This is a genomic window from Roseisolibacter agri (genome assembly GCF_030159095.1).
Lineage (GTDB): Bacteria > Gemmatimonadota > Gemmatimonadetes > Gemmatimonadales > Gemmatimonadaceae > Roseisolibacter > Roseisolibacter agri.
On record NZ_BRXS01000006.1, the window covers coordinates 36,871 to 62,682 of the forward strand.

25 protein-coding genes and 1 tRNA gene are annotated in these 25,812 nt (G+C 72.0%); 11 read left to right on the forward strand and 15 right to left on the reverse strand.

Features of this window, described 5'->3' with window-relative positions; all coding sequences use genetic code 11:
* Window positions 1-14 precede the first annotated feature (14 nt).
* From der to rosag_RS18525, 10 genes are all read left to right on the forward strand, one after another.
* A complete protein-coding gene (gene der, locus rosag_RS18480; RefSeq protein WP_284351651.1) occupies window positions 15-1,352 on the forward strand; it encodes a ribosome biogenesis GTPase Der in 1,338 nt (445 codons plus the stop codon).
* 6 nt (window positions 1,353-1,358) lie between these two features.
* A complete protein-coding gene (plsY, locus tag rosag_RS18485) occupies window positions 1,359-2,000 on the forward strand; it encodes a glycerol-3-phosphate 1-O-acyltransferase PlsY (protein WP_284351652.1) in 642 nt (213 codons plus the stop codon).
* Complete coding sequence (locus tag rosag_RS18490) at window positions 1,997-3,016, forward strand: NAD(P)H-dependent glycerol-3-phosphate dehydrogenase (protein WP_284351653.1); 1,020 nt, start codon at window positions 1,997-1,999, stop codon at window positions 3,014-3,016. Before plsY ends, rosag_RS18490 begins: the two co-directional genes overlap by 4 nt.
* 1 nt (window position 3,017) lies before the next feature.
* Window positions 3,018-3,491, forward strand: coding sequence for a MerR family transcriptional regulator (locus rosag_RS18495; protein ID WP_284351654.1), 474 nt, complete (start codon window positions 3,018-3,020; stop codon window positions 3,489-3,491).
* A 77-nt stretch (window positions 3,492-3,568) separates the two neighbouring features.
* Window positions 3,569-4,330, forward strand: a complete 762-nt coding sequence (gene surE, locus rosag_RS18500) for a 5'/3'-nucleotidase SurE (protein ID WP_284351655.1) — start codon at window positions 3,569-3,571, stop codon at window positions 4,328-4,330.
* Entirely contained in the window at window positions 4,315-4,971 is a 657-nt protein-coding gene (locus tag rosag_RS18505; RefSeq protein ID WP_284351656.1) for a protein-L-isoaspartate(D-aspartate) O-methyltransferase, read from the forward strand. The genes surE and rosag_RS18505 overlap by 16 nt, the downstream gene beginning before the upstream one ends.
* On the forward strand, window positions 4,968-5,282 hold the full coding sequence (locus tag rosag_RS18510; RefSeq protein WP_284351657.1) for an acylphosphatase: 315 nt from the start codon (window positions 4,968-4,970) through the stop codon (window positions 5,280-5,282). Before rosag_RS18505 ends, rosag_RS18510 begins: the two co-directional genes overlap by 4 nt.
* A 41-nt stretch (window positions 5,283-5,323) precedes the next feature.
* Window positions 5,324-5,863 (forward strand): adenine phosphoribosyltransferase, encoded by a 540-nt coding sequence (locus rosag_RS18515; RefSeq protein ID WP_284351658.1) that lies wholly within the window; start codon window positions 5,324-5,326, stop codon window positions 5,861-5,863.
* Between the two features lie 106 nt (window positions 5,864-5,969).
* Window positions 5,970-6,043, forward strand: a tRNA-Arg gene (locus rosag_RS18520).
* 47 nt (window positions 6,044-6,090) lie between these two features.
* On the forward strand, window positions 6,091-6,750 hold the full coding sequence (locus rosag_RS18525) for a tetratricopeptide repeat protein (RefSeq protein ID WP_284351659.1): 660 nt from the start codon (window positions 6,091-6,093) through the stop codon (window positions 6,748-6,750).
* Window positions 6,751-7,046: 296 nt separating this feature from the next.
* Here rosag_RS18525 and dapF read toward each other — a convergent pair whose 3' ends face one another.
* The 15 genes from dapF to kdsB all read right to left on the reverse strand — a co-directional run bounded on the left by dapF (window position 7,047) and on the right by kdsB (window position 24,652).
* A complete protein-coding gene (dapF, locus tag rosag_RS18530) occupies window positions 7,047-7,892 on the reverse strand; it encodes a diaminopimelate epimerase (RefSeq protein WP_284351660.1) in 846 nt (281 codons plus the stop codon).
* A 32-nt stretch (window positions 7,893-7,924) separates the two neighbouring features.
* Window positions 7,925-8,629: a polyprenol monophosphomannose synthase gene (locus rosag_RS18535; protein ID WP_284351661.1), complete on the reverse strand. Its 705-nt coding sequence runs from the start codon at window positions 8,627-8,629 to the stop codon at window positions 7,925-7,927.
* Between the two features lie 67 nt (window positions 8,630-8,696).
* Window positions 8,697-11,153: a glycosyltransferase family protein gene (locus rosag_RS18540; RefSeq protein ID WP_284351662.1), complete on the reverse strand. Its 2,457-nt coding sequence runs from the start codon at window positions 11,151-11,153 to the stop codon at window positions 8,697-8,699.
* Between the two features lie 7 nt (window positions 11,154-11,160).
* Entirely contained in the window at window positions 11,161-12,147 is a 987-nt protein-coding gene (locus tag rosag_RS18545; RefSeq protein ID WP_284351663.1) for a lysylphosphatidylglycerol synthase domain-containing protein, read from the reverse strand.
* Complete coding sequence (locus rosag_RS18550; protein WP_284351664.1) at window positions 12,144-13,307, reverse strand: glycosyltransferase; 1,164 nt, start codon at window positions 13,305-13,307, stop codon at window positions 12,144-12,146. Before rosag_RS18550 ends, rosag_RS18545 begins: the two co-directional genes overlap by 4 nt.
* A 25-nt stretch (window positions 13,308-13,332) precedes the next feature.
* Window positions 13,333-14,373, reverse strand: a complete 1,041-nt coding sequence (locus rosag_RS18555; protein WP_284351665.1) for a glycosyltransferase family 2 protein — start codon at window positions 14,371-14,373, stop codon at window positions 13,333-13,335.
* A gap of 10 nt (window positions 14,374-14,383) precedes the next feature.
* On the reverse strand, window positions 14,384-15,853 hold the full coding sequence (rpoN, locus tag rosag_RS18560) for an RNA polymerase factor sigma-54 (protein WP_284351666.1): 1,470 nt from the start codon (window positions 15,851-15,853) through the stop codon (window positions 14,384-14,386).
* Between the two features lie 39 nt (window positions 15,854-15,892).
* Window positions 15,893-16,711 carry an LPS export ABC transporter ATP-binding protein gene (gene lptB, locus rosag_RS18565; RefSeq protein WP_345784862.1) on the reverse strand — a complete coding sequence of 273 codons (819 nt, stop codon included), beginning with the start codon at window positions 16,709-16,711 and terminating at the stop codon, window positions 15,893-15,895.
* A gap of 478 nt (window positions 16,712-17,189) precedes the next feature.
* The gene (locus rosag_RS18570) at window positions 17,190-18,938 is read right to left on the reverse strand and encodes a hypothetical protein (protein ID WP_284351667.1); all 1,749 of its coding nucleotides are present in this window, start codon (window positions 18,936-18,938) and stop codon (window positions 17,190-17,192) included.
* Window positions 18,938-19,522, reverse strand: a complete 585-nt coding sequence (gene lptC / locus rosag_RS18575) for an LPS export ABC transporter periplasmic protein LptC (RefSeq protein WP_284351668.1) — start codon at window positions 19,520-19,522, stop codon at window positions 18,938-18,940. Before lptC ends, rosag_RS18570 begins: the two co-directional genes overlap by 1 nt.
* Before the next feature lie 38 nt (window positions 19,523-19,560).
* Window positions 19,561-20,577 (reverse strand): KpsF/GutQ family sugar-phosphate isomerase, encoded by a 1,017-nt coding sequence (locus rosag_RS18580; protein WP_284351669.1) that lies wholly within the window; start codon window positions 20,575-20,577, stop codon window positions 19,561-19,563.
* Window positions 20,574-21,203 (reverse strand): KdsC family phosphatase, encoded by a 630-nt coding sequence (locus rosag_RS18585; protein WP_284351670.1) that lies wholly within the window; start codon window positions 21,201-21,203, stop codon window positions 20,574-20,576. Before rosag_RS18585 ends, rosag_RS18580 begins: the two co-directional genes overlap by 4 nt.
* Window positions 21,200-22,075 carry a 3-deoxy-8-phosphooctulonate synthase gene (gene kdsA, locus rosag_RS18590; RefSeq protein ID WP_284351671.1) on the reverse strand — a complete coding sequence of 292 codons (876 nt, stop codon included), beginning with the start codon at window positions 22,073-22,075 and terminating at the stop codon, window positions 21,200-21,202. Before kdsA ends, rosag_RS18585 begins: the two co-directional genes overlap by 4 nt.
* Window positions 22,076-22,085: 10 nt before the next feature.
* Window positions 22,086-23,804, reverse strand: coding sequence for a CTP synthase (gene pyrG, locus rosag_RS18595; protein WP_284351672.1), 1,719 nt, complete (start codon window positions 23,802-23,804; stop codon window positions 22,086-22,088).
* A complete protein-coding gene (gene kdsB / locus rosag_RS18600; RefSeq protein WP_284351673.1) occupies window positions 23,801-24,652 on the reverse strand; it encodes a 3-deoxy-manno-octulosonate cytidylyltransferase in 852 nt (283 codons plus the stop codon). Before kdsB ends, pyrG begins: the two co-directional genes overlap by 4 nt.
* 119 nt (window positions 24,653-24,771) lie before the next feature.
* On the opposite strand from kdsB, the gene rosag_RS18605 reads away from it, so the two are divergent.
* Window positions 24,772-25,806, forward strand: coding sequence for a TerC family protein (locus rosag_RS18605; RefSeq protein ID WP_284351674.1), 1,035 nt, complete (start codon window positions 24,772-24,774; stop codon window positions 25,804-25,806).
* The last annotated feature ends 6 nt before the right edge of the window (window positions 25,807-25,812 follow it).

Consider the following 25,812-nt stretch of genomic DNA (forward strand, 5'->3'; position numbering starts at 1 on the left):
CCCGCAAGGAATTCATGAGTCTTCCGGTCGTCGCCCTCGTCGGTCGTCCGAACGTCGGCAAGTCGCAGCTGTTCAACCGTCTCGTCGGGCAGCACCAGGCCATCGTCAGCGAGGAGGCGGGCACCACGCGTGACCGGCACTTCGGCCGCGTCGAGTGGAATGGGCGCTCCTTCTGGCTCGTCGACACCGGCGGCCTGGTGGAGGACTCGACGGTCCCGATGGACGTCGAGATCCGCAAGCAGGTGGTGCAGGCGATCGGCGAGGCCGATCTCCTTCTCTTCGTCGCCGACGCGCGCGTGGGCGTGCACCCGAGCGACGCGCGCGTGGTGGACCTGCTGCGCGGGTCGGGCAAGCCGTTCCTGCTCGTCGCCAACAAGGTCGACAACCCGCAGAGCTCGGACTTCTACGAGTTCTATCGGCTGAACGCCGGCGATCCGATCCCAGTGTCCGCCGCGAACGGCACGAACTCGGGCGACCTGCTCGACGAGATCACGCAGCGCCTGCCCGACCAGGACGAGGCGATTCCGGAGGCGCTGCGCGTCGCGGTCATCGGCCGTCCCAACGTCGGCAAGTCGTCGTTCGTGAACCGCCTCCTCGGCGAGGAGCGTCTGGTCGTCACCGACGTCGCGGGCACGACGCGCGACTCGATCGACACGCCCATGCGCTACCACGGGCGCGACCTGATCTTCGTCGACACCGCCGGCCTGCGCCGCCAGTCGAAGATCGACGACGGCGTCGAGTTCTACTCGTCGCTGCGCACGCGGCGCGCGATCGAGGGCGCGGACATCTGCGTCCTCATGATCGACGCGACGCTCGGCCTCGAGAACCAGGATCTCAAGATCGCGACGCTGGCGTGGGAGGCCGGGCGCGGGCTGATCATGGTCGTGAACAAGTGGGACCTGAAGGAGAAGGACGGGAAGACCGCCGACAAGTTCAAGAAGGAGGCGATCGAGAAGGTCCCGTACCTCGCCTTCGTGCCGTGGATCTTCACCTCCGCGCTCACCGGCCAGCGCGTCACGCGCGTGCTCGAGACGATCGTCGAGGTCGAGTCGGAGTGGCGCAAGCGGATCCCGACGTCGCAGGTGAACGAGACGCTGGAGTCGCTGGTGCAGCGCCTGCAGCCGCCGCAGGCGGCCGGTCGCGAGGTACGCCTCCTGTACGGCACGCAGGTCACGGCGGCGCCGCCGACGATCGCGATCTTCGGCAACAACCCGGACGCGGTCGCGGAGCACTACATCCGCTACCTGCACAACGGCTTCCGCGCGGAGTACGGCTTCACGGGCGCGCCGCTGCGCATCGTGATGCGCCACAAGAACGCGCCCGACACGGACCACCGCCGCGTGCGGGAGTAAGCCACCATGCACCCGGCGCTGGGACTCGTGGCGGCGTACCTCCTCGGCTCCGTGCCGGCGGCCTACCTGGCCGGCCGCGCACGAGGCGTGGATCTCCGGGCTCACGGCTCGGGAAACCTCGGCGCGACGAACGCGCTGCGCGTGCTCGGCTGGAGGATCGGGGTGCCGGTCTTCCTGTTCGACGCGCTGAAGGGCTTCATGCCCGCCTTCTGGTTCCCGACGTGGTTCGCCGCGCCGGGGCACTGGGCGATGGCGTACGGCCTGGCCGCGATCGTCGGACACGTGAAGCCGGTGTTCCTGCTCGGGCGGGGCGGGGGAGGCGGGAAGGGGGTCGCCACGGCGGCCGGCGTCTTCCTCGGGCTCGCCCCGCTCGCGACGGCCGTCGCGATCCTGGCGTTCGCCGTGGTGGTCGCGGCGAGCGGCTTCGTCTCGCTCGGCTCCATCACTGCGGCCTTTGCCCTCGTCCTCGCGCTCGCGGCGACCGTCGGGGTGCGCGCGCCGGTGTTCGCGCTCGGCCTCGCGGTCGCGGTGTTCGTCGTCTGGTCGCATCGCGCGAACATCGGCCGGCTGCGGCGCGGCGAGGAGCACAGCTTCCGTCGCCGGCGGGAGGCATCGGCGCACGAGCCCGCGCAGGGGCCGACGCGATGAGCGCGCCGACGAACGGGAACGGCGTGCGCGCCGCGGTGGTCGGTGGCGGCGCGTGGGGGACTGCGCTGGCCGACCTCCTCGCCCGCAACGGACACGAGACCGTGCTCTGGGCGCGCGAGCCCGACGTGGTCGAGGAGATCAACACGCACCACGCGAACCCGCGCTTCCTCGGAGGCTTCGCGCTCGCGCCGTCGCTGCGCGCGACGACCGACCTCCGCGCGGCGGTCGACGGCGCGGCGCTCGTGGTCTACGTGGCGCCGTCGCACGTGCTGCGCACGGTCGCGGCGAGCGCCGCAGACGCAGTCGCGCCGGATGCGGTGCTCGCGGTCGCGTCCAAGGGCATCGAGCGCGAGTCCTTCGCGCTGATGACCGACGTCGTGGCGGAGGCGGTGCCGGGTCGACCCGTCGTCGCGATCTCGGGGCCGAGCTTCGCGGCGGAGGTCGCGGCGCGACAGCCGACGGCGATCGTGGCGGCGTCGGAGCAGCCCGACGCGGCGGCGCTCGCGCAGCGCGCCCTCAGCTCGCCCGAGTTCCGCGTCTACACCCATGACGACGTCACGGGCGTCGAGCTGGGCGGCGCGCTGAAGAACGTGATGGCGGTCGCCACCGGGATCATCGAGGGCCTCGGGCTCGGCTTCAACTCGCGCGCGGCGCTCATCACGCGCGGCCTCACCGAGATGACGCGTCTCGGCGTGGCGCTCGGCGCGCGTCCCGCGACGTTCGCGGGCCTCGCCGGGCTCGGAGACCTCGTGTTGACGTGCACCGGCTCGCTGAGCCGCAACCGTTCGGTCGGCGTCGAGATCGGGAAGGGGATCCCGCTCGAGCAGGTGATCTCCACGCGCGAGACGGTGGCCGAGGGCATCCTCAACACGCAGAGCGCGCGTGCGCTCGCGGCGCGGCTCGACGTCGAGATGCCGATCGTCGAGGCAGTGCACCGCATCCTGTTCGAGGGGACCCCCGTGCGGCAGGCCGCGGCGGAGCTGATGACGCGCGCGCTGCGCGCGGAGCAGGACTGAGGTGGAGGGGCCCCGTCGTCGCGGCGCGGAAGCGCGGCGCGAGCCGGTGCAGGAGTTCTTCAGCATCGGCGAGGTGTGCGAGCTGACCGACCTCAAGCCGCACGTGCTCCGCTACTGGGAGACGCAGTTCAAGGTGCTGAGCCCGGCGAAGAACCGCTCGGGCAACCGCGTGTACGCGCGGCGCGAGGTGGAGCTGATCCTCTTCGTGAAGCACCTGCTGTACACGGAGAAGTACACGATCGACGGCGCCCGCCAGCAGCTCGACGCGCAGCGGAAGGGCGGGAGCCTCCGTTCGGCCGCGCGCGCCTCACTCGCGCGCGAGACGGTCGACTCGATCGAGCGCGAGCTGCGCGCGATCGTCGACGTGCTCGAGGGACGCGTGCCGCTCACGCCGCCGGCGGTCGCTGAGCCTGCAGAGACGATCGCGGAACCGGTGGCGGAGCCGGCGAGCGCGACCGAGACGCCGACCCGTTAGATTCGCCCCGCACGCGCCGGCGGCCGACGGGCCGGCGGCGTCCCGACCCGCCTGGCCGTCCTGGAGATCCGCTCGCGATGCGTCTGCTGTGCACGAACGACGATGGCATCCTCGCCACCGGTCTGGAGACGCTGGCCCGCGCCGCGGAGCCGCTCGGCGAGGTGTTCGTCGTCGCCCCCGACCGCGAGCAGAGCGCGACCAGCCACTCGCTCACGCTGCACCATCCGTTGCGCCCCGTGCAGCGCGGCGACCGCCGCTGGCAGGTGGACGGGACGCCCACCGACTGCGTGATGCTCGCCGTCGAGGCGCTGCTGCCGGAGCGGCCGGACTTCGTGCTCAGCGGCGTGAACCACGGTCAGAACATGGGGGAGGACGTCCTCTATTCCGGCACCGTGGCCGCCGCGATGGAGGGCCTCTCGCTCGGCATCCCCGCGATCGCGGTCTCGTACGCTTGGGGCGACCTGCGCGCGGATCCGGCGCGACTCGCCGCGCAGGCGGACCTGCTGTCGTCGCTCCTCAAGCATCTGCTGTCGCTGCCCGACTTCCCGCGTGACACGCTGCTCAACGTGAACCTGCCGCCCGTCCCGCCCGACCAGGTGAAGGGCGTCCGGCTCACGCGCCTGGGCCGCCGGGTCTACTCGAACTCGATCACGCCGATGAACGATCCCTGGGGTCGCCCGATCTACTGGATCGGCGGCGGATCGGCCGAGTGGCGCGGCGAGCCGGATTCGGACTTCCAGGCGGTGCGCGACGGGTACGTCTCCGTGACGCCGCTGCACCTCGACCTCACGCACTATGATCGTCTCTCCAGCGCGGGGTCCTGGTGGCGGGAGCTGTAGGCCCCGAGTTCCGGGGGGCGCGGCGGCGGCTCATCGAGACGCTGCAGGCCAACGGGATCACCGATCTCGCGGTGCTGCGCGCGTTCGACATGGTAGCGCGCCACGCGTTCGTCCCGACCGGCGTCGCCCACCGCGCCTACGAGGACGCGGCGCTCCCCATCGGGAACGGTCAGACGATCTCGCAGCCGACGGTGCATGCGCGATCACTGCAGGAGCTGCGGCTGACCGGTCGCGAGCGGGTGCTCGAGGTCGGCACGGGCTCGGGCTACCAGACGGCGCTGCTGTCGCACTTGGCCGCGCAGGTCTTCTCGATCGAGCGTGTGCCGGCGCTCCTCGACCGGGCCCGCGAGATCCTCGCGCAGCTCGACGTGCGCAACGTCTCGCTCCTCCTGGGCGACGGCACGTTGGGATGGCGCGACTACGCGCCGTACGACGGCATCGTCGTGGGGGCGGCGTCGCCCGACGTCCCGCTCCCGTACGCCGAGCAGCTGGCGGAGGGCGGGAGACTCGTCATCCCGATCGGTACCCGTGACGAGCAGACGCTGTGCGTGTTCACCAAGCGGAACGGCGCGCTCGAGCGCCGCGACGTGGGGCCGGTGCGCTTCGTCCCGCTGCTCGGGGCGCACGGCTGGCAGTCGTGAGCGACCCGCCGGCGGACCGTCCCGACTCGGTGCACGTCCGGGTCGAGGGCCGGGTGCAGGGCGTCGGCTTCCGCTGGTTCGTCCGTGAGGCCGCGGTGGGGCTCGGCCTCTCGGGCTGGGTGCGCAACCTTCCCGACGGCTCGGTGGAAGTGCTGGCCGCCGGCGACGCGACCGCGCTCGCGACCCTGCGCACCCGGCTGGCGGAGGGACCGCCGCACGCGCGCGTCGATCGCCTGGTCGAGCTGGGCGAGGCCGCCGCATCGCCCGCCGTGGGTGACTCGTTCGAGATCGTGCGCGGCCCGCGGCCCTGAGCGCGACGGGACCGCCCTCGTTCCTCCTCAAGGATCCAGCGATGACCGTGACCCCGGCAGCGGACCTGGCGACGCGGCTGCTCGCGCGGCTGCGTGACGTGCCGGACTTTCCGAAGCCCGGTATCATCTTCAAGGACGTGACGCCCGTGCTGGCCGACGGCGCGCTCTTCCGCGACACGACCGAGGCGATGGCGGACTGGTACCGGGGGGAGGGGATCACCCGCGTCGCCGGGATCGAGAGCCGGGGCTTCATCCTCGGCGCGCCGGTCGCGCAGCACCTCGGCGTGGGCTTCGTGCCGCTCCGGAAGCCGGGCAAGCTCCCGTACGACCGCCGCAGGGTCGAGTACGCGCTCGAGTACGGCACCGACACGCTCGAGGCCCACGTCGACGCCTGTCCCGGCGACCGCGTGCTCGTCGTCGACGACGTCCTCGCCACTGGAGGGACCGCGGAGGCGGCCTGCCGGCTGGTGGAGGCGGTCGGCGGGATGGTCGTCGGCTGCGCGTTCCTGCTGACGCTCGGATTCCTGGACGGCGAGCGGCGCCTGGAGGGCCGGGCGGTGCGGAGCGTGCTGCGACTCTGAACGGCTGCGAGGCGGGGGCCGCTCCCGAGGCTCCCTTGGCGGGCACAGGGCAATGCCGCTAATTTCAAAGGCTTAGCCGCTCGACCCAGGCCGAGCTCGGCCCCTCGCCCTCGTAGCTCAGGTGGATAGAGCAGCGGTTTCCTAAACCGTTGGCCGCAGGTTCGAGTCCTGCCGAGGGCATCCGGTGCGCGACGCGCCGGCCGGCGATCACCCCTTCGTGCGTTTCCATGGCCTCCACGTCCCGCCTCGCTTCCTCGTCCGGCTCGCTGGACGACGCCACCGAGAACCTCACCGACTGGCTCCGCGACCACAGCCGTCCGGTGGCCATCGGCGCGCTCGCGATCGTCGCGCTCGCGGCCGGCACGTTCTTCTGGCGCAACGCGGCGGCGAGCAAGAACAGCCGAGCGGAGCAGGCCTACTTCCAGGCCCAGGCGCCGATCGCCCAGAACGACCTCGCGGGCGCGGAGCGCGAGCTGAAGGCGGTCGCCGACCGGTACGACGGCACGGCCGGCGGTGCGCAGGCTCAGCTCCTTCTGGCGCAGGTCATGTACGAGCAGGGCAAGTACCAGGCGGGCATCGACGTCCTGAAGGGCGCCGACGACGCACCGCCGGCGCTCCGGAACAGCGCCAAGGTCCTGATGGCCGGCGGCTACGAGGGGCTCGGCAAGCCGGCGGACGCGGCCAAGCTCTACGAGGAGGCAGCTCAGGCGGCCGCGGCCGGCCAGCGCGACGAGCTGCGGGCGAGCGCGGCGCGAGCCTATCAGGCGGCCGGCAACGCCGAGGCCGCGCGGAAGATCTGGGCGGAGCTGGCCAAGAACGAGTCCAGCCCGCTGGCCGACGAGGCCCGCGTGCGCATGGGCGAGGTCGCCGCCAAGCCCGCCAGCTGAGCGCTTCCGGCCTCCGCACCCGACCATCGGCTGGGTCGCGGAGGGGCCGCTCCGACCTGCGCGGCGCGCCCGATGTGAGCACCCAGACGGTCCTTCGCGCACGGGCGCGGGGGACCGTCTTCGTCGTTCCGGGCGCAGATTCGAGGCTCTGCGAGGGCTGCTCCTGTCGCCCGGCTGTCGGGTGCAGTGCTCGTATAATATATGTTATGTAAAGTGCGACTGTGGATAGCTGTGGGGAGAACTGCTCTGGCTCCATCCCCCGCGTTCAGGCGGCGCCATTCAGGCGCCAGTGATCCTCAGCCCAGATCGCCCAGGCGGCCGCGGAAGACGATCCGCCCCTCGCCCGCCAGCGTCGGCCCCACGCCGGCCGTCGCCGGCTGCCGCACCTCGAGCGCGCGGCCGGAGCTGGTCACGATCACGGCCGAACGTTCGGCGTCCTGCCAGGCGGCGAGCATGGCCGCACACGCGACCGCACCGGTCCCGCACGCCAGCGTCTCGCCCTCGACGCCGCGCTCGTAGGTCCGCATGCGCCAGCCGTCCCCGGCCGGCGACGGTGACACGAAGTTCACGTTGGCGCCGGCCGCGAGCGTCGGGTCGAACCGCAGCGCCCGGCCTCGCGCATCCAGGTCCACCTCGGCCACGTCGGCCACCCGGACGACCAGGTGCGGGACGCCCGCGAGCGCGAACCCGATCCGTGCCTCCCCGGCCGCCGCAGCGATGCCGGGCGCGTCGGCCACCAGCTCCCGGACCGCGGGCATCTCGATCTCGGGCCGGTCGTGGACCAGACGGGCGCGGATCGGGCCGGCGTCGGTCTCGATCACGAAGCCGGTCGGCTCGACGATCCCGAGCTCGACCGCGAGCCTGGTCGTGCACAGCGTCGCGTTGCCGCACAGCGTCGCCCGGGATCCGTCGCTGTTGTAGTACGCCATGCGGACGTCCCCGACCGTCGACGGCTCCAGGAAGACCACGCCGTCTGCGCCGATCCCGGTCGCGCGGGCACAGAGCCGCTGGATCGTCGCCGGCTCGGCCAGGGCGCCGGCCGGCTGCTCCCGAGCGTCGAAGAAGACGAAGTCGTTCCCCGAGCCGCAGAGCTTGAAGAACTCGCGGCCGGCTTCCTCGTTCGACCCGGTGTGGTCGGTCATCGCGTGTCGCCCCCGTCAGTCGGCCGGTCGCGTCAGACCCGGCCCGTCATCGCCCACCACCGCAGCCGCCAGACCATCCAGACGGCCTCGCGGACGATGCGCTTGGACATCTTGCTCTCGCCCTCCGTCCGGTCCACGAACACGATCGGGATCTCGGCGATCCGGAAGCCCTTCTTCCAGGCCCGGAAGCTCATCTCGATCTGGAACGCGTAGCCATTCGACCGCACGTCCGCGAGGTCGATGGCCTGGAGGACCTCGCGCCGGAAGCACTTGAAGCCGCCGGTCGCGTCGAAGAGCTGCAGCCCCGTGACGAGCCGCGCGTAGATGTTGGCCGAGTAGCTGAGGATCAGGCGGGTGATCGGCCAGTTCACGACCGTGACCTTGCCGAACCGGTAGCGCGACCCGAGCACGAGGTCGGCGTCACGGATGGCCGTCAGGAACTGCGGCAGGTGCGCCGGGTCGTGCGAGAAGTCCGCGTCCATCTCGAACACGTACGAGTGCCCGCTCGCGAGCGCCCAGCGAAAGCCGGCGAGATACGCGGTGCCCAGGCCGAGCTTCTTCTCCCGGTGGAGCGCGCGGACGCGCGGGTTGACCGCCGCGATCCCGTCGACGATGGCGCCGGTGCCGTCCGGTGAGTTGTCGTCGACCACCAGGACGTCGATGCGCGGGTCCTGCGCGAGCACCTGATCGATCAGCCGGCTGATGTTCTCGCGCTCGTTGTACGTCGGGACGATCACGACCGCGCGGCCGTTCCCCTCGGCCCGCGCACCGGCGTGTTCCCCTGCTGCCGTTGCGGACGCGGCCTCAGACACGGCGGCGACGCTCCATGGCGAACCCCGCGCCCATCGCCAGGAGCGACAGCGTGAGGACGCCGAGCGAGATCGCGAAGCCGGTCTCGACGCGCGGGCTGGTGAACGTCAGCAGCACCTCGCGCGCACCCGTGGGAAGCGCGACGCCGATGAGCGAGTAGTCGGCGCGGCCGATCTGCGCGGGACGGCCGTCGGCGGTCGCCGTCCAGCCGGGATAGAAGTTCTCCGACACCACGAGCGCCGCGCCGGCCGGTGCCGGACGGTCCAGCGTCAGAGCGATGCGCCCCGGCGCGCGCTCCTTCACGCGCACCGACAGGTCGAGCGGCGCAGGTAGTTGCGACGGGACGTCTTGCGTCGGCACGGCTGCGGCGGTGTCGAAGAGCGCGGCGCGCCGAACGTCGAAGCGCGGATCGAGCACGGTCGCGAGCACACTCTCGTCGGGGGCCTTCACCGCGATCGGTGCGACCCACGCCGGCGGGTTGTCGCCCGGCAGACGGAAGACGTACGACATCGTGCCGACCGCGTTGCGTGCTGGGCCCGCGACGCGCGTCGCCCCTTCGATCGGCAGCTCGGGCGTGTTCGTGAGGAAGAACCGCACGTTCGCGAGGCGCCAGAAGTTCGGGTTCGCGATGTTCTGCGCGCCCGACTCGATGCCGTAGAGCTGCTGATAGCGACCGAGCTCGTTGCCGTGGTAGCCGAGCACCTGGCGCACGCGGTGCACCATCAGCGCGTCGCCAGTCAGGAACGGGTCGCGCGGCGTCAGCCCCTCGGACGCCAGCGGCGTCGCGATCACGCGGCCGGAATCCGTCTGCGCCCTCAGGAAGTCGATCGTCGGGTCGCTCGCGAAGAGCTGCGCGGCCGGCGGCGAGAAGCGCCAGTACAGACGCTCCACGGACCAGAGGTCGATGGCGATCACGCCCGCCAGCGCCCAGGCGGCCGTGCGGGCCGGGAGCGTGCCGCGGCGCATCGCCAGGAGGACACCGGCGACCGCGACGACCGCGAGCAGCGACCGCCACGCGCCTACCGTGAGCGCGCCGCTGTTCTGGTCGACCAGCGCCGCGAGCTGCGGGTTCGCGAAGGATGCGGCCACGTTGGTCAGCATGCCGCCGGTCGCCATCAGCGCCACGAGCGCCGCCACGGCGACCCACGCGATCAGGTAACGCGGCCGGAAGCGCAGCGCGAGCGCGCGCTCGGTACCCATGGCCGCGAGCACCGCCACGCTGAACGACACGACGTACAGCATCGTGCTCGGCGCACGGAAGAACTTCGTTCCCGGGACGAGCGCGTACACGAGGTGGTAGAAGGGCGTGTGGCCGCCGAGCGCCCAGAGCGTCGCCACCACGAGCGTGGCGACCCAGAACCAGAGGAACTTCCGGCGCGCAGCGCTCACACCGAACGCCAGCCCCGCGAGCACGAGCACCGCCGCGCCGATGTACTCGCTGTGGAAGTGAATGCCGTTGCGACCCGTGTAGTGATCGAGGATCCCCGAGAACTGCGGCAGGTACGTGTTGATCAGCTCCTCGGGCGGCATCGAGTAGGAGATCGCGTGCTCCCACCCCTTCCCGCCCGCGCGCGGCGACCACGGCGTGTACTCGAGGACGGGCCAGAACTGCACGGCGCCGCCGAGCATCCCGACCGCGACCGCGACGGCTGCGAAGCCTAAACGACGGAGCGCCATGGGACGGGGCAGCGCGCCCCCTTCCCCACCGGCCGAGAACGCGCAGAAGAGCGCGTACGCGCCGGTGACGAGCAGCAGGTACTGCAGGAGCTGCGGGTGCGGCGTCAGCACCGCGAGCATGACGCCGAGCGCGAGCCCGCCCCACGCCCAGGCGCGGCCGTTGCGGGTGCCGCGGTGCACCATCAGCAGCACCAGGGGCAGCAGCGCCGAGATGAAGATCTTGCCGTCGTGTCCCGGCGAGACGAGGCCCGCGACGTTCCCGCCCAGCATGTACGCGAGGCCGCCGACGAGCGCGCCGAAGAAGCCGAGGCCCACCGCGCGGAGGAACGCGAAAGTGAACAGCCCCGCGAGGAACACGTGCAGGATCATGCCCCACGTCATGCCCGCGTCGGCCGGCAGCACGAGGCGCAGCAGGAACGTGGGATAGAAGATGTCGCCGTGCATCGCGGCGACGTACGGCATCCCGCCGAACAGGTACGGGTTCCAGAGCGGGAACGACCCCGTCTCGCGCATGAACGACGCGGCGAACTCGCGGAACGCGTAGCCGGCGATGTACTGGTCGCTCCGCGGGTTGACCAGGAACTGGCCGAGCAGCGCCGGCCAGGCCAGGAGCAGCGTGGCGATGGCGTACGTCGCGGCCGCCCAGAGCGTCGGGCGCGCGGGCGTCGCGAGGACCGGCTCGGCCACCTCGTCACGGCGGCCGGCACGCGCGGCGGACGTGCGCGGCGACGCGGCGGCGCCGTGCGTCGCGGCCGGCGTCGCGTCGGCGCTCACGGCGGGGTCAGGACGGGACATCGGTACGGGAAGGCGGGAAGCGGAGCGAGGCGTCGCGCGCGAGGAACAGCAGCCCGGGCGCCACCTCGAGCACGGTCAGCCACAGACGGGATACGAAGGCCAGCAGCCAGGCCTCCACCGGGGTCGTGAGGCCGAGGGCGGTGAGCGAGCTGACCATCGCGACCTCTCGCACGCCGATCCCTCCGGGGATGACGAGCGCGAGGTAGCCCGCGAGGTAGGAGCCGGTGAAAACTGCGACGTACTCCAGCCAATTACCAGCGGAGGCGGGCGCGAGCGAGAGCGCGAGCAGGCGGAAGGCAACGCCGTAGCCGACCCACGCGGCGACGTTGCTCAGCACCACCAGCCAGAGCACGCGCGCGGGCGCGTCGCGGACGGGGACCTCCCGCTTGAGCAGCCGCGCCATCAGGCGGAGCGCCGGCGTGAGCGCGACGGGCAGCAGCACGAGCCCGATGGTCGCGGCGACCGCGATCGCGACAGCGGCGCCGGCGCCCCCGGGGGCCACCGAGCGGAGCACCGGCAGGCCGGCCAGCAGCATGACCGCGAACCCGGCCGCCAGGTTGACGAGCGTCCCCGCGACCGCAGCGCCGGACGCGGCGCCGGCCGAGACGCCGGCCTGCCGCGAGAGGAGCCCCATCGCGGCGATCGACCAGACCTTGCCCGGGAGGTAGCGCCCGAGGTTGGAGACGGCCCAGATGCGCGACGCCGGCCAGAACGCGAGCCGTGAGCCCCAGGCGGCGACCAGCGTGCGCCACGCGTGCACGAGCAGCGCGTACGTCGCCAGCACGAGCGCGGCGGACGCGAGCACGAGCGGCCACTCCGGCCGGAGCGAGCCGGCGCGCATGCGCACCTCGTCCCACTGCCCGCTCAGCTGATCGGCAGCGCGCCAGAGCACGAGTGCGACGACGGCGAGCGTCGCGAGCCAGATCGCCGTGCGGCGCGCGCTCGCGCGGGCGGGCCCGGTGGACGTGCTCATCGCGCCGCCAGAGCGTGCTCGTAGATCGTGCGGTAGCGCGCCGCCACCGCGGACGGCGCGAACGACGTCAGCGCTGCATCGCGCCCCGCGGATCCCAGTCGCCGCGCGAGTGCCGAGTCGCCGAGCACCGCACCGATCGCCGTCGCGAGCGCGTCGACATCGCCGGCGGGAACGAGCAGGCCGTCCCGCTCGTGGTGGACGACGTCGACCAGCCCGCCGGACGCGAACGCGATCACCGGCGTGCCGCACAGCTGCGCCTCGACGGCCACGAGGCCGAGTCCCTCCTCGCGCGACGGGATGACGAGCGCCTGTGCCGCCCCGTACAGGGCACCAAGGCGCTCCTGCGGCTGGCTCGGCACCCAGCGGACGCGCGACGCGACACCCAGGCGATCTGCTAACGCGCGCAGCGCCGCCTCCTCGGGACCGGAGCCGACGATCGTCAGCGTCGTCGCGCCGGCTGCCCGCGCGAGGGCCTGGAGCAGTGCGTCGACACCCTTCTGCGCCGTCAACCGGCCGACGAACAGCAGCCCATCGCGCGGCGTGCCGGGCTCCGGGAGCGCGAACCGTGCGACGTCGACGGGCATCGGCGCGACGTCGCACGCGAGTCCCGGGGCCATCTCGATCGCCTGCTCGCGCAGCCAGCGGGACACGGCGGTCACCGCCGACGCCTGCCGGACGACGCGCGCGAACAGCGTCCGGGCGGGACCGACGCCCGCGGCCAGCCGCACGTCCGAGCCGTGCATCGTCACCACGAGCGGGGTTCGTCCGCGCCCGCCGGGCAGCGCCGCCGACAACCCGCCTGGAAACCACCAGTGCGCGTGCACGACGTCCGGGCGCCACTCGCGCACCTCGCGACGGATCGCGCGCGCGCCCGACGCGACGAGGCCCGCGAGCGCCAGCAGTCCGCGCGCGCTGCCGCGCGCCTCCTCCGCCATCGCGCCCGTGTACGCGAGCGTCTCCCACGAGCGCGGCGCGTAGCGAAAGCGCCGGACTTGGACTCCCTCGATCACGTCCTCGAGCGCGAGCCCCGCCGCGGCCGGCGCGAGCACGCGAACGTCGACGCCCTCGCCCTTCAGCGCGACGGCGAGGCGGAGCAGGAACGAGCCCGCGAGGTCACCCGCGTGCCGCGGGTACGAGTGCGCCACGAAGAGGACGCGCACCGGCCGGCCGGTCGCCGCCGAGCGGTCAGCGCGCGCCGTCGGGCGGGCGGACGGTCCGCGCGGCGCGCGACTCGTCCAGCTCCCGCCGCAACTCCGCGAGCTCCGCGCGCATGCCCGCGATCAGCTCCCCGAGCAGGCCGCCCACGAAGAGCACGACGCCGACGATCACGCACGTCGTGACGATCGTCCACACCCAGCGCAGCCCGACGCCGGTCGCAGCCAGCCACGCGAGCGCGCCAAGGCCGAGCAGCACGCCGAGCGCGAACAGGCCGGCCCCCGCCATGCCGAACAGGAGGAGCGGCTTGCGGCCGAAGCGGAGCTCGAACCAGACCGAGAGCATGTCGAGCACGCCCACGGGGATGCGTCCGATGCCGAACTTCGAGCGGCCCGCGTGGCGCGGATACAGCGGCACCGGGATCTCGGAGACGCTGTACCCCTGCGCGGCGGCGATCACGATCATGTAGCGATGCCAGTCCGGGCGGATCGGCAGCCCGGCCATGATCTCGCGGCGGTACGCCTTGACGTTGTTCAGGTCCTTCACGCGCACGTCGAACAGCGCGCGACTGAGCCGGTTGTAGATGCGCGAGACGAACGCCTTCTCGTACTTCCCCTGCTTGAAGCCCGTGACCATGTCGCTCTCGCCGGCGAGAATCGGGGCGACGAGCCGCGGGATGTCCTCGGGCTTGAACTGCAGGTCGGCCGGGTAGAACACCAGCGTGTCGCCGCGCGCGTGCAGGTACCCGGTGCGCAGCCCGTCCGCGATCCCGCGCCGCGCGCGGTGGCGCGCCATGCGCAGGAACGGGTAGCGCGTGGCGAGCTGCTGGAGAACGGCCCACGTGTCGTCGTCGGACCCGTCGTCCACGACGACGACCTCGTAGCGGACGCCCGGGTCGGCGGCGAAGGCGGCGGCCGCCTGCTCCATGAACAGGGGGAGGTTCTCCGCCTCGTCCTTGGCGGGGACGAGCACCGATACGTCGACGGCCCGGCCCTCCTGGACGGAGGAGCCGGGCGCGGTCGGGGCGGACGGGTCGTGCACGGGGGCGGCGAGAGTCGGGGTCGGCGTCATGGACGCCGAATCATACTCGCTTTCGCATCCGGGCGGAGAGGACGCCGAGCTGGTCGCGGTACTTGGCGACCGTGCGGCGGGCGATGTTGACCCCGCCCTTCTTGAGGATGTTGACGATCGCCTGGTCGGTCAGCGGGTTCTTGGAGTCCTCGCCCTGGACGAGCTTCTGGATCTGGTCCTTGATGCCGCGGGCCGAGACGTCCTCGCCGTCCGTGGTCGAGAGGCCGGACGAGAAGAAGAACTTGAGCGGGAGCACGCCACGCGGCGTCTGCACGAACTTCTCGTTCGTCACGCGACTGACCGTGCTCTCGTGCATGTTGATCACCTCGGCCACCTCGCGGAGCGTGAGGGGCTTCAGGAACTGCACGCCCTTCTCGAAGAAGTCGCGCTGCCGGTCGACGATGTAGTTCATGACCTTCAGCATCGTCTGGCGGCGCTGCTCGATCGCCTGGATCATCCAGTTCGCCGAGTTGAGCTTCGAGGAGATGAACTCCTTGCTCTCGCCGTCGAACTTCTTCTTGTCGCGCGCGATCTCCTGGTACGCCTTGGACAGCTTGAGGCGCGGGAGGTTCGCGTCGTTCAGGAAGACGTGGTACCGCTGATCGATCTTGTCGACGATCAGGTCCGGGATGATGTAGTTGTCCGTGCCCGCCGAATAGAGCAGACCGGGCTTCGGATCGAGCTTCGCGATCTCGTCGGCGGCGCGCTGCACGTCGCTCGGCGCGATGCCGAAGCGCTTCGAGATCTCGCTCCAGCGGTGCGCGATCAGCTCGTCGAAGCAGTCGCGCACGAGACGGTACGGCACCGAGTGCTCCAGCCCCGCGTCGCGGAGCTGGAGCATCAGGCACTCGCGCAGGTTGCGCGCGCCGACGCCCGGCGGATCGAGGCTCTGCACGATGCGGAGCATCTCGTTCGCCTCCGCCTCGGTGAACACCGGCGCCTCGTCGGGATCGAGGTCGCGCTCCTCGGCGGACGCGCGCACGACGTCGTTGATGCTGGCGACGATCTCCTCGACCGGGCAGTCGAGGTAGCCGTCCTCGTTGATGTTGCCGAGGAACTCGTCGGCGAGCATCAGCTGCCGCGGGTTGAGATCGAGGAGCGTGATCTGGTCGCGGAGGTGGTCGCCGAGGTCGCGCGTGTCGACGGTGACCGGCTCGTAGTACTCCTTCTCCTCGTGCTCCTCGCGCCGCCCGCCGGTGTCGAACCCGTCGAGCAGGATCTCCTCCCAGTCGATCTCGTCGTCCTTCTCCTTCTGCTCCTCCTGCTGCTCCTGCTCGGCCGCAGGCTCCTCGGTGCCCTCCTCCTCGTCCTCGTCGTCCGGCTCGACCATGTCGAGGAACGGGTTGTTGAGGAGCTCCTGCTTGAGGTGCTGCTGGAGGTCGAGCAGGGGCATGTAGAGCAGATCCATCGCCTGATAGAGGCGTGGATTGATCTTGAGCTCCTGCTTGAGCTGGGTGCTCTGGTTCAGGCCAGCTTTCATGGCACCAGTCCTTCGGTCGTCGGGCGGATGGCGCGGCGCTCAGGCAGCGTCGGCCGCGCCCGAGGGCGGCGGCGATGGCTGCGAGGGCGCGGGAGACGGGCCGGCCGGCCCGTCGTCACCGCGGTCGGCGAAGCGCGCGCGAAGTCGCGCAGTGAGTGTGGGGCCGAGGTAGATCCGGGCGACCTCGTCGTCGAAGACGAGCTCGCGCACGGTGCCGCTGACCTTCACCTGGCCGTCGAACATGATGTACGCGCGGTCCACGATGTCGAGCGTCTGCTCGACGTTGTGGTCGCTGATGAGGACTCCGATGTCGCGGTTCCGCAGGTCGGCGACGATGCTCTGGATGTCGTGCACCGCGATCGGATCGACCCCGGCGAACGGCTCGTCGAGCATCATGAACTTCGGACGGGTCACGAGCGCCCGGGTGATCTCGAGGCGCCGGCGCTCGCCGCCGGACAACTGGTACGCCTTGCTCTTCCGCAGATGCCGGATCTTGAGCTCGTCGAGCAGCGCCTCCAGCCGTTCCGCGCGCTCCTGCTTGCCGAGGTCCAGCGTCTCGAGGATGGCCAGGATGTTGTCCTCGACGGAGAGCTTGCGGAAGATCGACGGTTCCTGCGAGAGGTAACCGATGCCCAGTCGCGCGCGGCGGTACATGGGCATGTCGGTGATGTCGGCGCCGTCGAGCCGGATGCGGCCGGCGTTGGGCGCGATGAGGCCGACGATCATGTAGAACGTCGTCGTCTTCCCCGCGCCATTCGGGCCCAGCAGTCCGACGATCTCCCCCTGTTGCAAGTGCAGGGCCACGTCGTTCACGACCCGGCGGCTGCGATAGATCTTCACCAGGCCGTCCGCCGACAGCTTGCTGCCGTGCGGGCCGACGCGAGTCGCGGAGGCCGCCGGCGCCCGGACCACGTGGTGCTCGCCGGTCTGGCGGAAGTGCGCCGCGGCGTGCTCGCGGATCGGTGCCGCCTGCGCCCAGAACTCGGGGGCGAGCCGCACGTGCGTCGGCGGGGCGTCGGCCGGGACCAGCGACAGGATCCCGTGCCCCGCCAGCCGCGGAAGGACAGAGGCGATCAGGTGCTGCCGCACCTCGTCCAGGCTCAGGCGCCCCGCCTCGCGCTCGGCCTCGGTCGCGCCGTCGTGCCGGAGGGCCGCGAGGTAGTCATCGCGGTAGCGGAGGGCGAGATCGTCCAGGGGCGCCTCGCCGTGCTCGTCCGCGGCGGCGAGCGCGGCGTGCACGGCGAACGCCGTGGAGCGGTCGTCGCTCACCTGCTCGACCGCGGTGTGCACGGCGGGCGGAAGGGAGTGCATGTCCGGCCGGGGCGTCGACGACGAGTCAGCGGCGGTCAAGAGAGGGCTCCAGCGGTTCGTGGCGGAACGGCGCGGCCGCGGGCGGCGGCGTGCCGGCCGGACGGGTGGGCGCCGCCGGCGTCGGCGTCGCAGGGCTGCCCGGCGCCGGATTGCCCGGCGCCGGGCGCCCGGGGAGCGGAGCGCCCGGCCGGGCGGGCACGACCGTCGGCACGGCGATCGAATCCACGCGCGTCGAGTCGCGCGTGCTGTCCACGGGCTCGAGGTACGCGCCGGCGGCGGAGTCGGTCACGGTGACCGTCTCGACCTGCCCACTGTCGAAGTCGACGGTGATCGTCCGACCGCGCACGTAGTTGATCGCGGGCGGCGCCGTCCGTCCCTTGCTCGACGCGACCTGGTACAGCGAGCTCGCGTGGCCCGCGGCGCGGATGCGGCGCACCGGCGGCGTCTTGGTCGTGTCGCGCTTGGCGGCGAGCGTGTCGAACTGCGCGTGGATCGTGTCGCCGCGCAGCAGGTCGCGCTCCTTCGAGACCAGCTTCGCGGTATCGGGGATCGAGCTCGCCACGGCGCGGCGCACCGCCCACAGCTCGCGCACGCGCTGCCCCGGCAGCACGGCCGCGATGGAGTCCGCGGTCACGTCGCGGTCGGGCGACGTCGCGATCGCACGCGACGGACCCCACGCGAACGCCCGCTCCAACCGTCCCTCCGTCAGCCGCAGATCGACGGTGTCGGAGCGAAGGTTGATGTCCTCGCTGACGATGCGCGCGGAGTCGCGCGAGACGACGCGGGTCAGCTGCCGCTCGCGCGCGTACAGGTCGATGCGCGCGCCGGAGAGCGTGAACGGCCGGTCGCGCGTCCCACGGATCGTCGCGCGGCGCAGCAGGCGCGCGACGTCGGTCCCCTGATCGAACGTTGCGGAGTCGGAGTTGGAGAGCACGTCCGTGCGCTCGATCTGCACCTGGCCGCTCGCGTAGACGACGCTGTCGGCCTCGTTGACGATCGTGTTCGCCACGATCGTCGTGACGGACGTGTCGGGAGCACGCGCCGCCGCGGTGCCGCGCGCGGCGCCGCCGACGACCTGCAGCGTCGGCCGGCCGATGGCGGTGAGCCGCGACGCGGGCCGTACGCGCGTGACCGCGCGGAGGTACTCGACGCTCGGCCCCATCATCGTCGTGCCGCTCGGCATCGTCATGACGACGCTGCCCTCCGCCATGAGGCGCTCCTCGTTCGTGTAGTACGTGAGGCGCATCGAGGTAAGTCGCGCGCGGCGCGGCTCGTCGTAGACGACGTTCCCGACCAGGATGATCTGCCCGAGGCTCTCGTACGACTCGGCGCTGTCGGCGCGCAGCGTGCTGCCGACCGCCACGCAGCGCGCGAACACGCCGCCGCCGAAGAAGGTGATGTACTTCCCCTGGCCGTCGCTGAGGCGCTGGAGCCGCGACGTCGGATAGACCTGCGGCTCGTTGAACGTCACCTCGCCGCAGCGCGACGACGGATCGACCGACGTGCGGCGCGGCCGCCCCGCGATGCTGTCCGCGCGGGCGCTGTCGGTGCGGACACTGTCGGCGCGCCGGATCGAGTCCGCGCGGGCCGCCGAGTCGCGTACGGCCGCGGCGGGCGTCGTGTCGCGGCGCGTCGTGTCGACGGCGACGGGCGCCGTGTCACGGGGCGCGGGCGTGCCGCCGCGACGGCCCGGGAGCCGGGAGCAGGCGCCGGCGACTGCGGTCAGCAGCGCGAGCGCGCCGAGCGCCCACGCACGGGCGGCGGGGCGCGGCATCAGCGCGACCGCCCGGCCCGCCCGGCGCGCGCGGGCGGCGTGCCCACCGGCGCGCTGCCGCTGGCGCCGCGCAGCACCTGCAGGTTCCGCAGCTGCGGATCGGTCCGCAGACCGATGCCCGACATCGTCTTCTTGCCGTCGGTGAACGTGAAGCTGGTGTCGCTGGTGACCTGGTTCGACAGCCGCTCGTACACGAGCTGCGGCGAGGACAGCCGCCGGCCGTCGACGGTGCTGATCTTCACGTCGCCGCGCCCCTCGAGGCGCTGGTTGCGGACGTCGAAGCTGCCGCGCTGCGCGGTCATGACGCCGTTCGAGTCGCCGTTCACCGTGTAGAAGATCGTCCGCACGTTGCGCAGCTCGATCCGGTTCATCTGGTCGTAGAAGAACGCGGTGTCGGACACGAGCTGCGCGCGCCGCAGGCCGCCGCTCCAGACGAAGTGCCGGAGCCCGAACATGACCTGGTCCGCCGAGTCGGGGATGGCGCTTCGCGCGGGCAGCGTCGGCGGCTTCGTGTCCTGGCAGGCCGCGGCGAGCGCGGTCGCGAAGATGGCGACGCCGACGAAGCGCGACGGACGGTGGGGCATGATCGGTGATCCGTAAAGCCGGAACGCGCGCGCGCCGCTCAAGCGGCGCCCGCGCGCATCAGGTCGTGAAGGTGCACCACGCCCACGAGGGTGTGCGCCTCGTCGACGACGGGCATGGCCATGATCCCGTGGCGCTCCATGCGGTACACCACGGCGCTGCCGAGTTCCTCGGGGCGGGCCGTCTTGGGGGAGCGCACCATGACGTCGCGGACCGGGATCGCGAAGAAGTCCTCCTCGCGCTCCATCAGGCGGGTGAGGTCGCCGGCGGTGAAGACGCCGACCACCCTGCCCTCCTCGACGATGATCGCGATCCCGCGCCGCTCCGCCAGCGCGACCACCGCGCGGCGCATCGTCTCGTCGGGCGCGAGCACTGGCAGGTCGCTCGTGAGCATCACGTCCGCCACACGCGTGAGCAGCCGGCGCCCGAGCGCACCGCCGGGGTGCAGCCGCGCGAAGTCCTCGCGCTGGAAGCCCTTCACCTCGAGGAGCGTCACGGCCAGCGCATCGCCGAGCGCGAGCGCCGTCGTCGTGCTGGTGGTGGGCGCCAGGTCGTGCGGGCAGGCCTCCTCGCGCACCCATGCGTCGAGCGCGACGTCCGCGTTGCGAGCGAGCGACGACTGCAGGTTGCCCGTGATGGCGATGATCCGGACGCCGAAGCGCTCCAGCTGCTCCAGCAGCGGCAGCAGCTCCGCCGTCTCGCCGCTCTTGGAGAGGAGGATCGCGACGTCGGACGGGCCGACGATCCCGAGGTCGCCGTGCACGCTCTCGACCGGATGCAGGAAGGTCGCGGGAGTGCCAGTCGACGTGAGCGTCGCGGCGATCTTGCGGCCGATCAGCCCCGACTTGCCGACGCCGGCCACGATCACGCGCCCGGGCGACGAGCGGATCAACTCGACGGCGCGCGCGAACGCGCCGTCGAGACGGCGCTCCACCTCGGCGAGCGCCTCGGTCTCGAGCCGGATCACACGGCGGCCACGCGCGACCACGTCCTCGGCGGACTCGATCGCCGGCGCGTGCGCCACGGCGCGCTCGTCGAGCGCCAGGGCATCGCTCACGGCAGCCCCACCGCGGGCTCCACGTCGGCCGAGCAGACCGCGACGTAGCGCTCGGTGACCTCCTCCCACTGGCCGCGGGCGCGCAGCAGCACCTCGGCGAACTCGCGCACCGCTCCGTGACCGCCGCGACGCGACAGGCGGATGCCGTGGCTCGCGGCGCGCCGCGCGTCCTCCGTCGCGTTGCCGACGGCGACCGGCAGCCCGACCTCGCGCAGCACGCCGACGTCGGGCAGATCGTCGCCGAGGAAGGCCATCTCGTCGAGGCCGATGCCGCGCTCGCCGGCGATGCGCTTCAGCGCGGGCAGCTTGCGCGCCTTCGGATCCTGCACGAGATCGTCGACGCTCAGCTCCGCGGCGCGCAGCCGCACGCTGTCCGACACGCGGCCCGTGACGATGGCGACCTTGATGCCCGCCATCCGCATCATGAGGATGCCGAGGCCGTCCTGGATGTCGTAGCGCTTGAACTCCATGCGCTCGCCCGCGACGTCGCCCAGATAGATGCCGCCGTCGGTGAGCACACCGTCGACGTCGAGCCCGACCCACTTCACGCGCATGGCGCGCGCGGCATCGAGCGTGGGCGCCGCATCGTGCGTGCGTCCGGCGGACGCCGAGATCGTGGCGCTCATGCGCGCGCGGCCTCCCACAGCCGCACCATGCGCGCGACCAGCGCGTCGAGCTGGTCGAGCGGGATCATGTTCGGGCCGTCGCTGGGCGCATGATCGGGATCCGGGTGCGTCTCCATGAACAGACCGTCCGCGCCCGCCGCGACCGCCGCCGCCGCGAGCGTGGGGATGAACTCGCGCAGGCCGCCGCTCGCGCCCGCCTCGCCCCGTCCGGGCTGCTGCACCGAGTGCGTCGCGTCGAAGATCACCGGCGCGTCGCATGCCTCGCGCAGTCGCGTGAAGCCGCGCATGTCGACGACGAGATCGCCGTAGCCGAAGAAGGTCCCGCGCTCCGTCACGGCGACCGCGTCGCCCGACGGCAGCGAGAGCCGCTCGTGGCCGCGGCTCGCGCGGCGGACCTTCTGCACGGCGCCGCGCATCCCCTCCGGGTGCATCCACTGGCCCTTCTTCACGTTCACCGGCCGACCCGTCGCACCGGCGGCCTCGAGGAGGTCCGTCTGCCGGCAGAGGAAGGCCGGGATCTGCAGCACGTCGACCACCTCGGCGACGGGCGCGCACTGCTCGGGCAGGTGCACGTCCGTGAGGATCGGCAGGCCGGTCGCCTCCTTCACGCGCGCCAGCGCCTCGAGGCCCTGCTCCATGCCGGGCCCGCGCATGGCGCCGGGGTTCGAGCGGTTGGCCTTGTCGAAGCTCGCCTTGAAGACGATGCCGCCCGGCACGCGCTCGGCCAGGCGCGCGAGGTGCTCCGCGACGCGCAGGTTCAGCGCGTCGTCCTCGAGCTGGCACGGGCCGGCGATGAGGAAGAGCGCGCCGCGCGGAAACACCGGCGCGTCCGGCCGGCGCGTGCGGGCAGTCGAGGGGACGGAGACGCTCATCGCTCGCGCCTCAGTTGGAGCGGTCGGCCGTCGCCGGCTCCAGCGCCGACGTGTGGGCCGCGCCCGTGCCGTTGGACGCGCCGTCTCGCGCTCCCGCATGTCGCGCGGCCGCGCCCACGAAGCCCGCGAAGAGCGGGTGCGGCCGCGTCGGACGCGACTTGAGCTCGGGGTGGAACTGGCAGCCGAGGAACCACGGGTGATCCGCGAGCTCCACGATCTCGACCAGCGAGCCGTCGGGCGACAGCCCGCTCAGGCGCAGGCCGTGACGCTGCAGGAGGTCGCGGTAGCGGTTGGACACCTCGTAGCGATGGCGGTGCCGCTCGCTCACCTCGTCCTTGCCGTACGCCTCGCGCGCGTGCGTGTCCGGCGTGAGGCGGCAGGGATAGGAGCCGAGGCGCATCGTGCCGCCCATGTCCGTCACGTGCTGCTGCGACTCCATGAGCGAGATGACCGGGTGCGCGCACTCGGGCGCGAACTCGCTGGAGTGCGAGTCGTCGAGGCCCGCGACGTTGCGCGCGAACTCGATGATCGCCGTCTGCATGCCGAGGCAGATGCCGAAGTACGGCAGCTTCGTCTCGCGCGCCGCGCGGATCGCCTCGACCATGCCCTCGACGCCGCGCACGCCGAAGCCACCCGGGACGAGCAGGCCGTCGAAGCCGGCGAGCAGCTCGCGCGCGCGCTCGCCGTCCGTGAAGCGGTCGCTGCTGATCCAGCTGATGTCGACGCCGACGTCCTGCCCGATGCCGCCGTGGATGAGCGCCTCCTGCACGCTCTTGTAGCTGTCCACGTAGTCGGTGTACTTGCCGACGACCGCGATGCGCACGCGCGCGCGCGGCTTCACGACGCGGCGCACGAGCTCCTGCCAGGTCGAGAGGTCGGGCTCGGGCGTCTGGAGGCCGAGGCGCTGCACGACGCGCGTGTCGAAGCCCTGCTCGTGGAACGAGAGCGGGATCTCGTAGATCGACGGCACGTCGACGCTCTCGATGACGCTCCCGAACTCGACGTTGCAGAACAGCGCGATCTTGCGCTTCACGTCGTCCGAGAGCGGACGCTCGGCGCGGCAGATCAGGAAGTCGGGCTGGATGCCGATCTCCATCAGCTCGCGCACCGAGTGCTGCGTCGGCTTCGTCTTCACCTCGCCGGCGGCCGCGATCCACGGGACGAGGGTGAGGTGCACGAACATCGCGTTCGCCTTGCCCACCTCGTGGCGGAACTGGCGAATGGCCTCGAGGAACGGCAGCGACTCGATGTCGCCGACCGTGCCGCCGATCTCCACGATCACGACGTCGTTGCCGGGCGCGATGCGCTTCATCGCCCCCTTGATCTCGTCGGTGATGTGCGGGATCACCTGCACCGTGGAGCCCAGATACTCGCCGCGGCGCTCCTTGCTGATGACGTTCAGGTAGATCCGGCCCGTCGTGACGTTGTTCGCCTGCGACAGCGAGCGATCGACGAAGCGCTCGTAGTGCCCGAGATCGAGGTCGGTCTCGGCGCCGTCGTCGGTCACGAACACCTCGCCGTGCTGGAACGGCGACATGGTACCGGGATCGACGTTCAGATACGGGTCGAACTTCATCATCGTCACGCTCAGCCCGCGCTCGACGAGGAGCCGGCCGAGCGAGGCCGCCGCGATGCCCTTGCCGAGCGAGGAGACGACGCCGCCCGTGACGAAGATGAACTTCGGGGGCGCGGCCGGTGGAGCAGCGGAGGCGGAAGGAGCGGCGGTCATGCGGGCAGGGTCAGCGGCGCGCCGGAGCGCGCCTCGGAAGCGGGCGTGTGCGAATGCGAAGAGGACGGCGTCGAACCGCCACCGACGCCCGCCGCCCACTCGGGCCAGCGCGCGTTGGCTTCGACGAGGTCGTCCTCGGTGTCGATGCCGGGTGGTGGTGCCTCGTGGACGACGGCCACGCCCATCGCCATGCCGTCGGCGAGGGGGCGCAGCTGCTCGAGCCGCTCGATCTGCTCCAGCGGATGCGGCGGCAGCGCGACCCAGCGCGCGAGCGCGTCGCGCGTGTAGGCGTAGATGCCGACGTGCCGACGCACCAGCGCATCGCGCCGAGCCCGATCCGCCGCGTCGTCCGGCTCGCGGAGGAAGGGCAGCGGCGCGCGCGAAAAGTACAACGCGCGCCCCGCGTCCGTGGCGACCACCTTCACGACGTCGGGCCGCACGAGGACGTCGGCCGGCGCCGGGCAGGCGACGGTGCCGAGCGCGAAGCCCTGCTGCGTCACGAGGGACGAGGCCGCGTGCACGACTCCTGCACTGGCGAAGGGCTCGTCGCCCTGGATATTTACCACCGCGTCGTAACCGACGAACTCGTCGCGCATCGCCACCTCGGCGACGCGGTCGGTGCCGGAGGGGTGGTCGCTGCGGGTGAGGACGGCCTCACCACCGGCCGCGCGCACGACGGCGGCCACCTGCTCATCGTCGGTCGCGACCACGCAGCGTTCGGCCACGTCGAGCGCGGTGATGCGCTCCCAGACGCGGACGACGAGCGGTTGGCCGCCAAGGAGGCGCAGCGGCTTGCGCGGCAGGCGCGTGGCGCCGAGCCGCGCGGGGATCACGGCGAGCAGGCGCATCGCGAGCGGGCGGGCGCGGACGCAAAATTCACGCCATTTAACCTATCCGCTCGCGCGGCCGAACGCAAACGCGGCCGCGGTGTCCGCGCGCTCGCGCGGACCGAGCTTCGAGGATTGAGATGACGCAACCGTGGTGGCTGTGGGCGGCGTTTACCCTGTTCGTGCTCGGGGTGCTGGCGCTCGACCTGGGCGTGTTCCACCGGAAGGCGCACGCCGTCACCGCCAAGGAGGCGGGCATCTGGACCGCCGTCTGGGTGTCGCTGGCCGCGATCTTCTGCGTCGGCATCGCGATGACGATGGGACGCCAGGCGGCGCTCGAGTTCGCGGCCGGCTACCTGGTCGAGGAGGCGCTGTCGGTCGACAACCTCTTCGTCTTCATCCTGATCTTCACGTACTTCCGCGTCCCCGACGAGCTACGCCACCGCGTGCTGTTCTGGGGCATCATCGGCGCGCTCGTGATGCGCGGCGCGATGATCGGCGCGGGCGCGGTGCTGATCGACCGCTTCCACTGGATCATCTACGTCTTCGGAGCCTTCCTCGTCTACACGGGCGTCAAGATGGCCGTGCAGGGCGAGCAGGAGATCGATCCCGAGCACAACCCCGTGCTGCGCCTGGTGCGGCGCGTCACGCCGGTGACGAAGGGCTACCGCGGCCAGCACTTCTTCGTGCAGGAGCGCGTCGGCGGCGCGGAGGGCGCGCTGCGCTGGATCGCGACGCCGCTGTTCGTCGTGCTGGTGCTCGTCGAGACGACGGACCTGGTGTTCGCGGTCGATTCGATCCCCGCGATCTTCGGCGTCACGCGCGACCCGTTCCTCGTCTACACGTCGAACGTCTTCGCGATCCTGGGCCTGCGCTCGCTGTTCTTCCTGCTGGCCGGCGTGATCGAGAAGTTCCACTTCCTGCGCTTCGGGCTCGCGGCCGTCCTGGCGTTCGTCGGCCTGAAGATGCTGATGTCGTCGGTCTTCCCGATCCCGATCGGCGTCTCCCTCGGCGTCATCGCGGCGCTGCTGGGCGGATCGATCGTCGCGTCGCTCCTGTTCCCGCGCGCCGCGGACGTGGCGCACCTGCGCGGCCCGCACGACATCGAGGACGTCGCGGACGGCATCCCGGACCCGGACGAGCCGGACGCGCTGCCGCGCCGCGACTCGGCCTGAGCGATC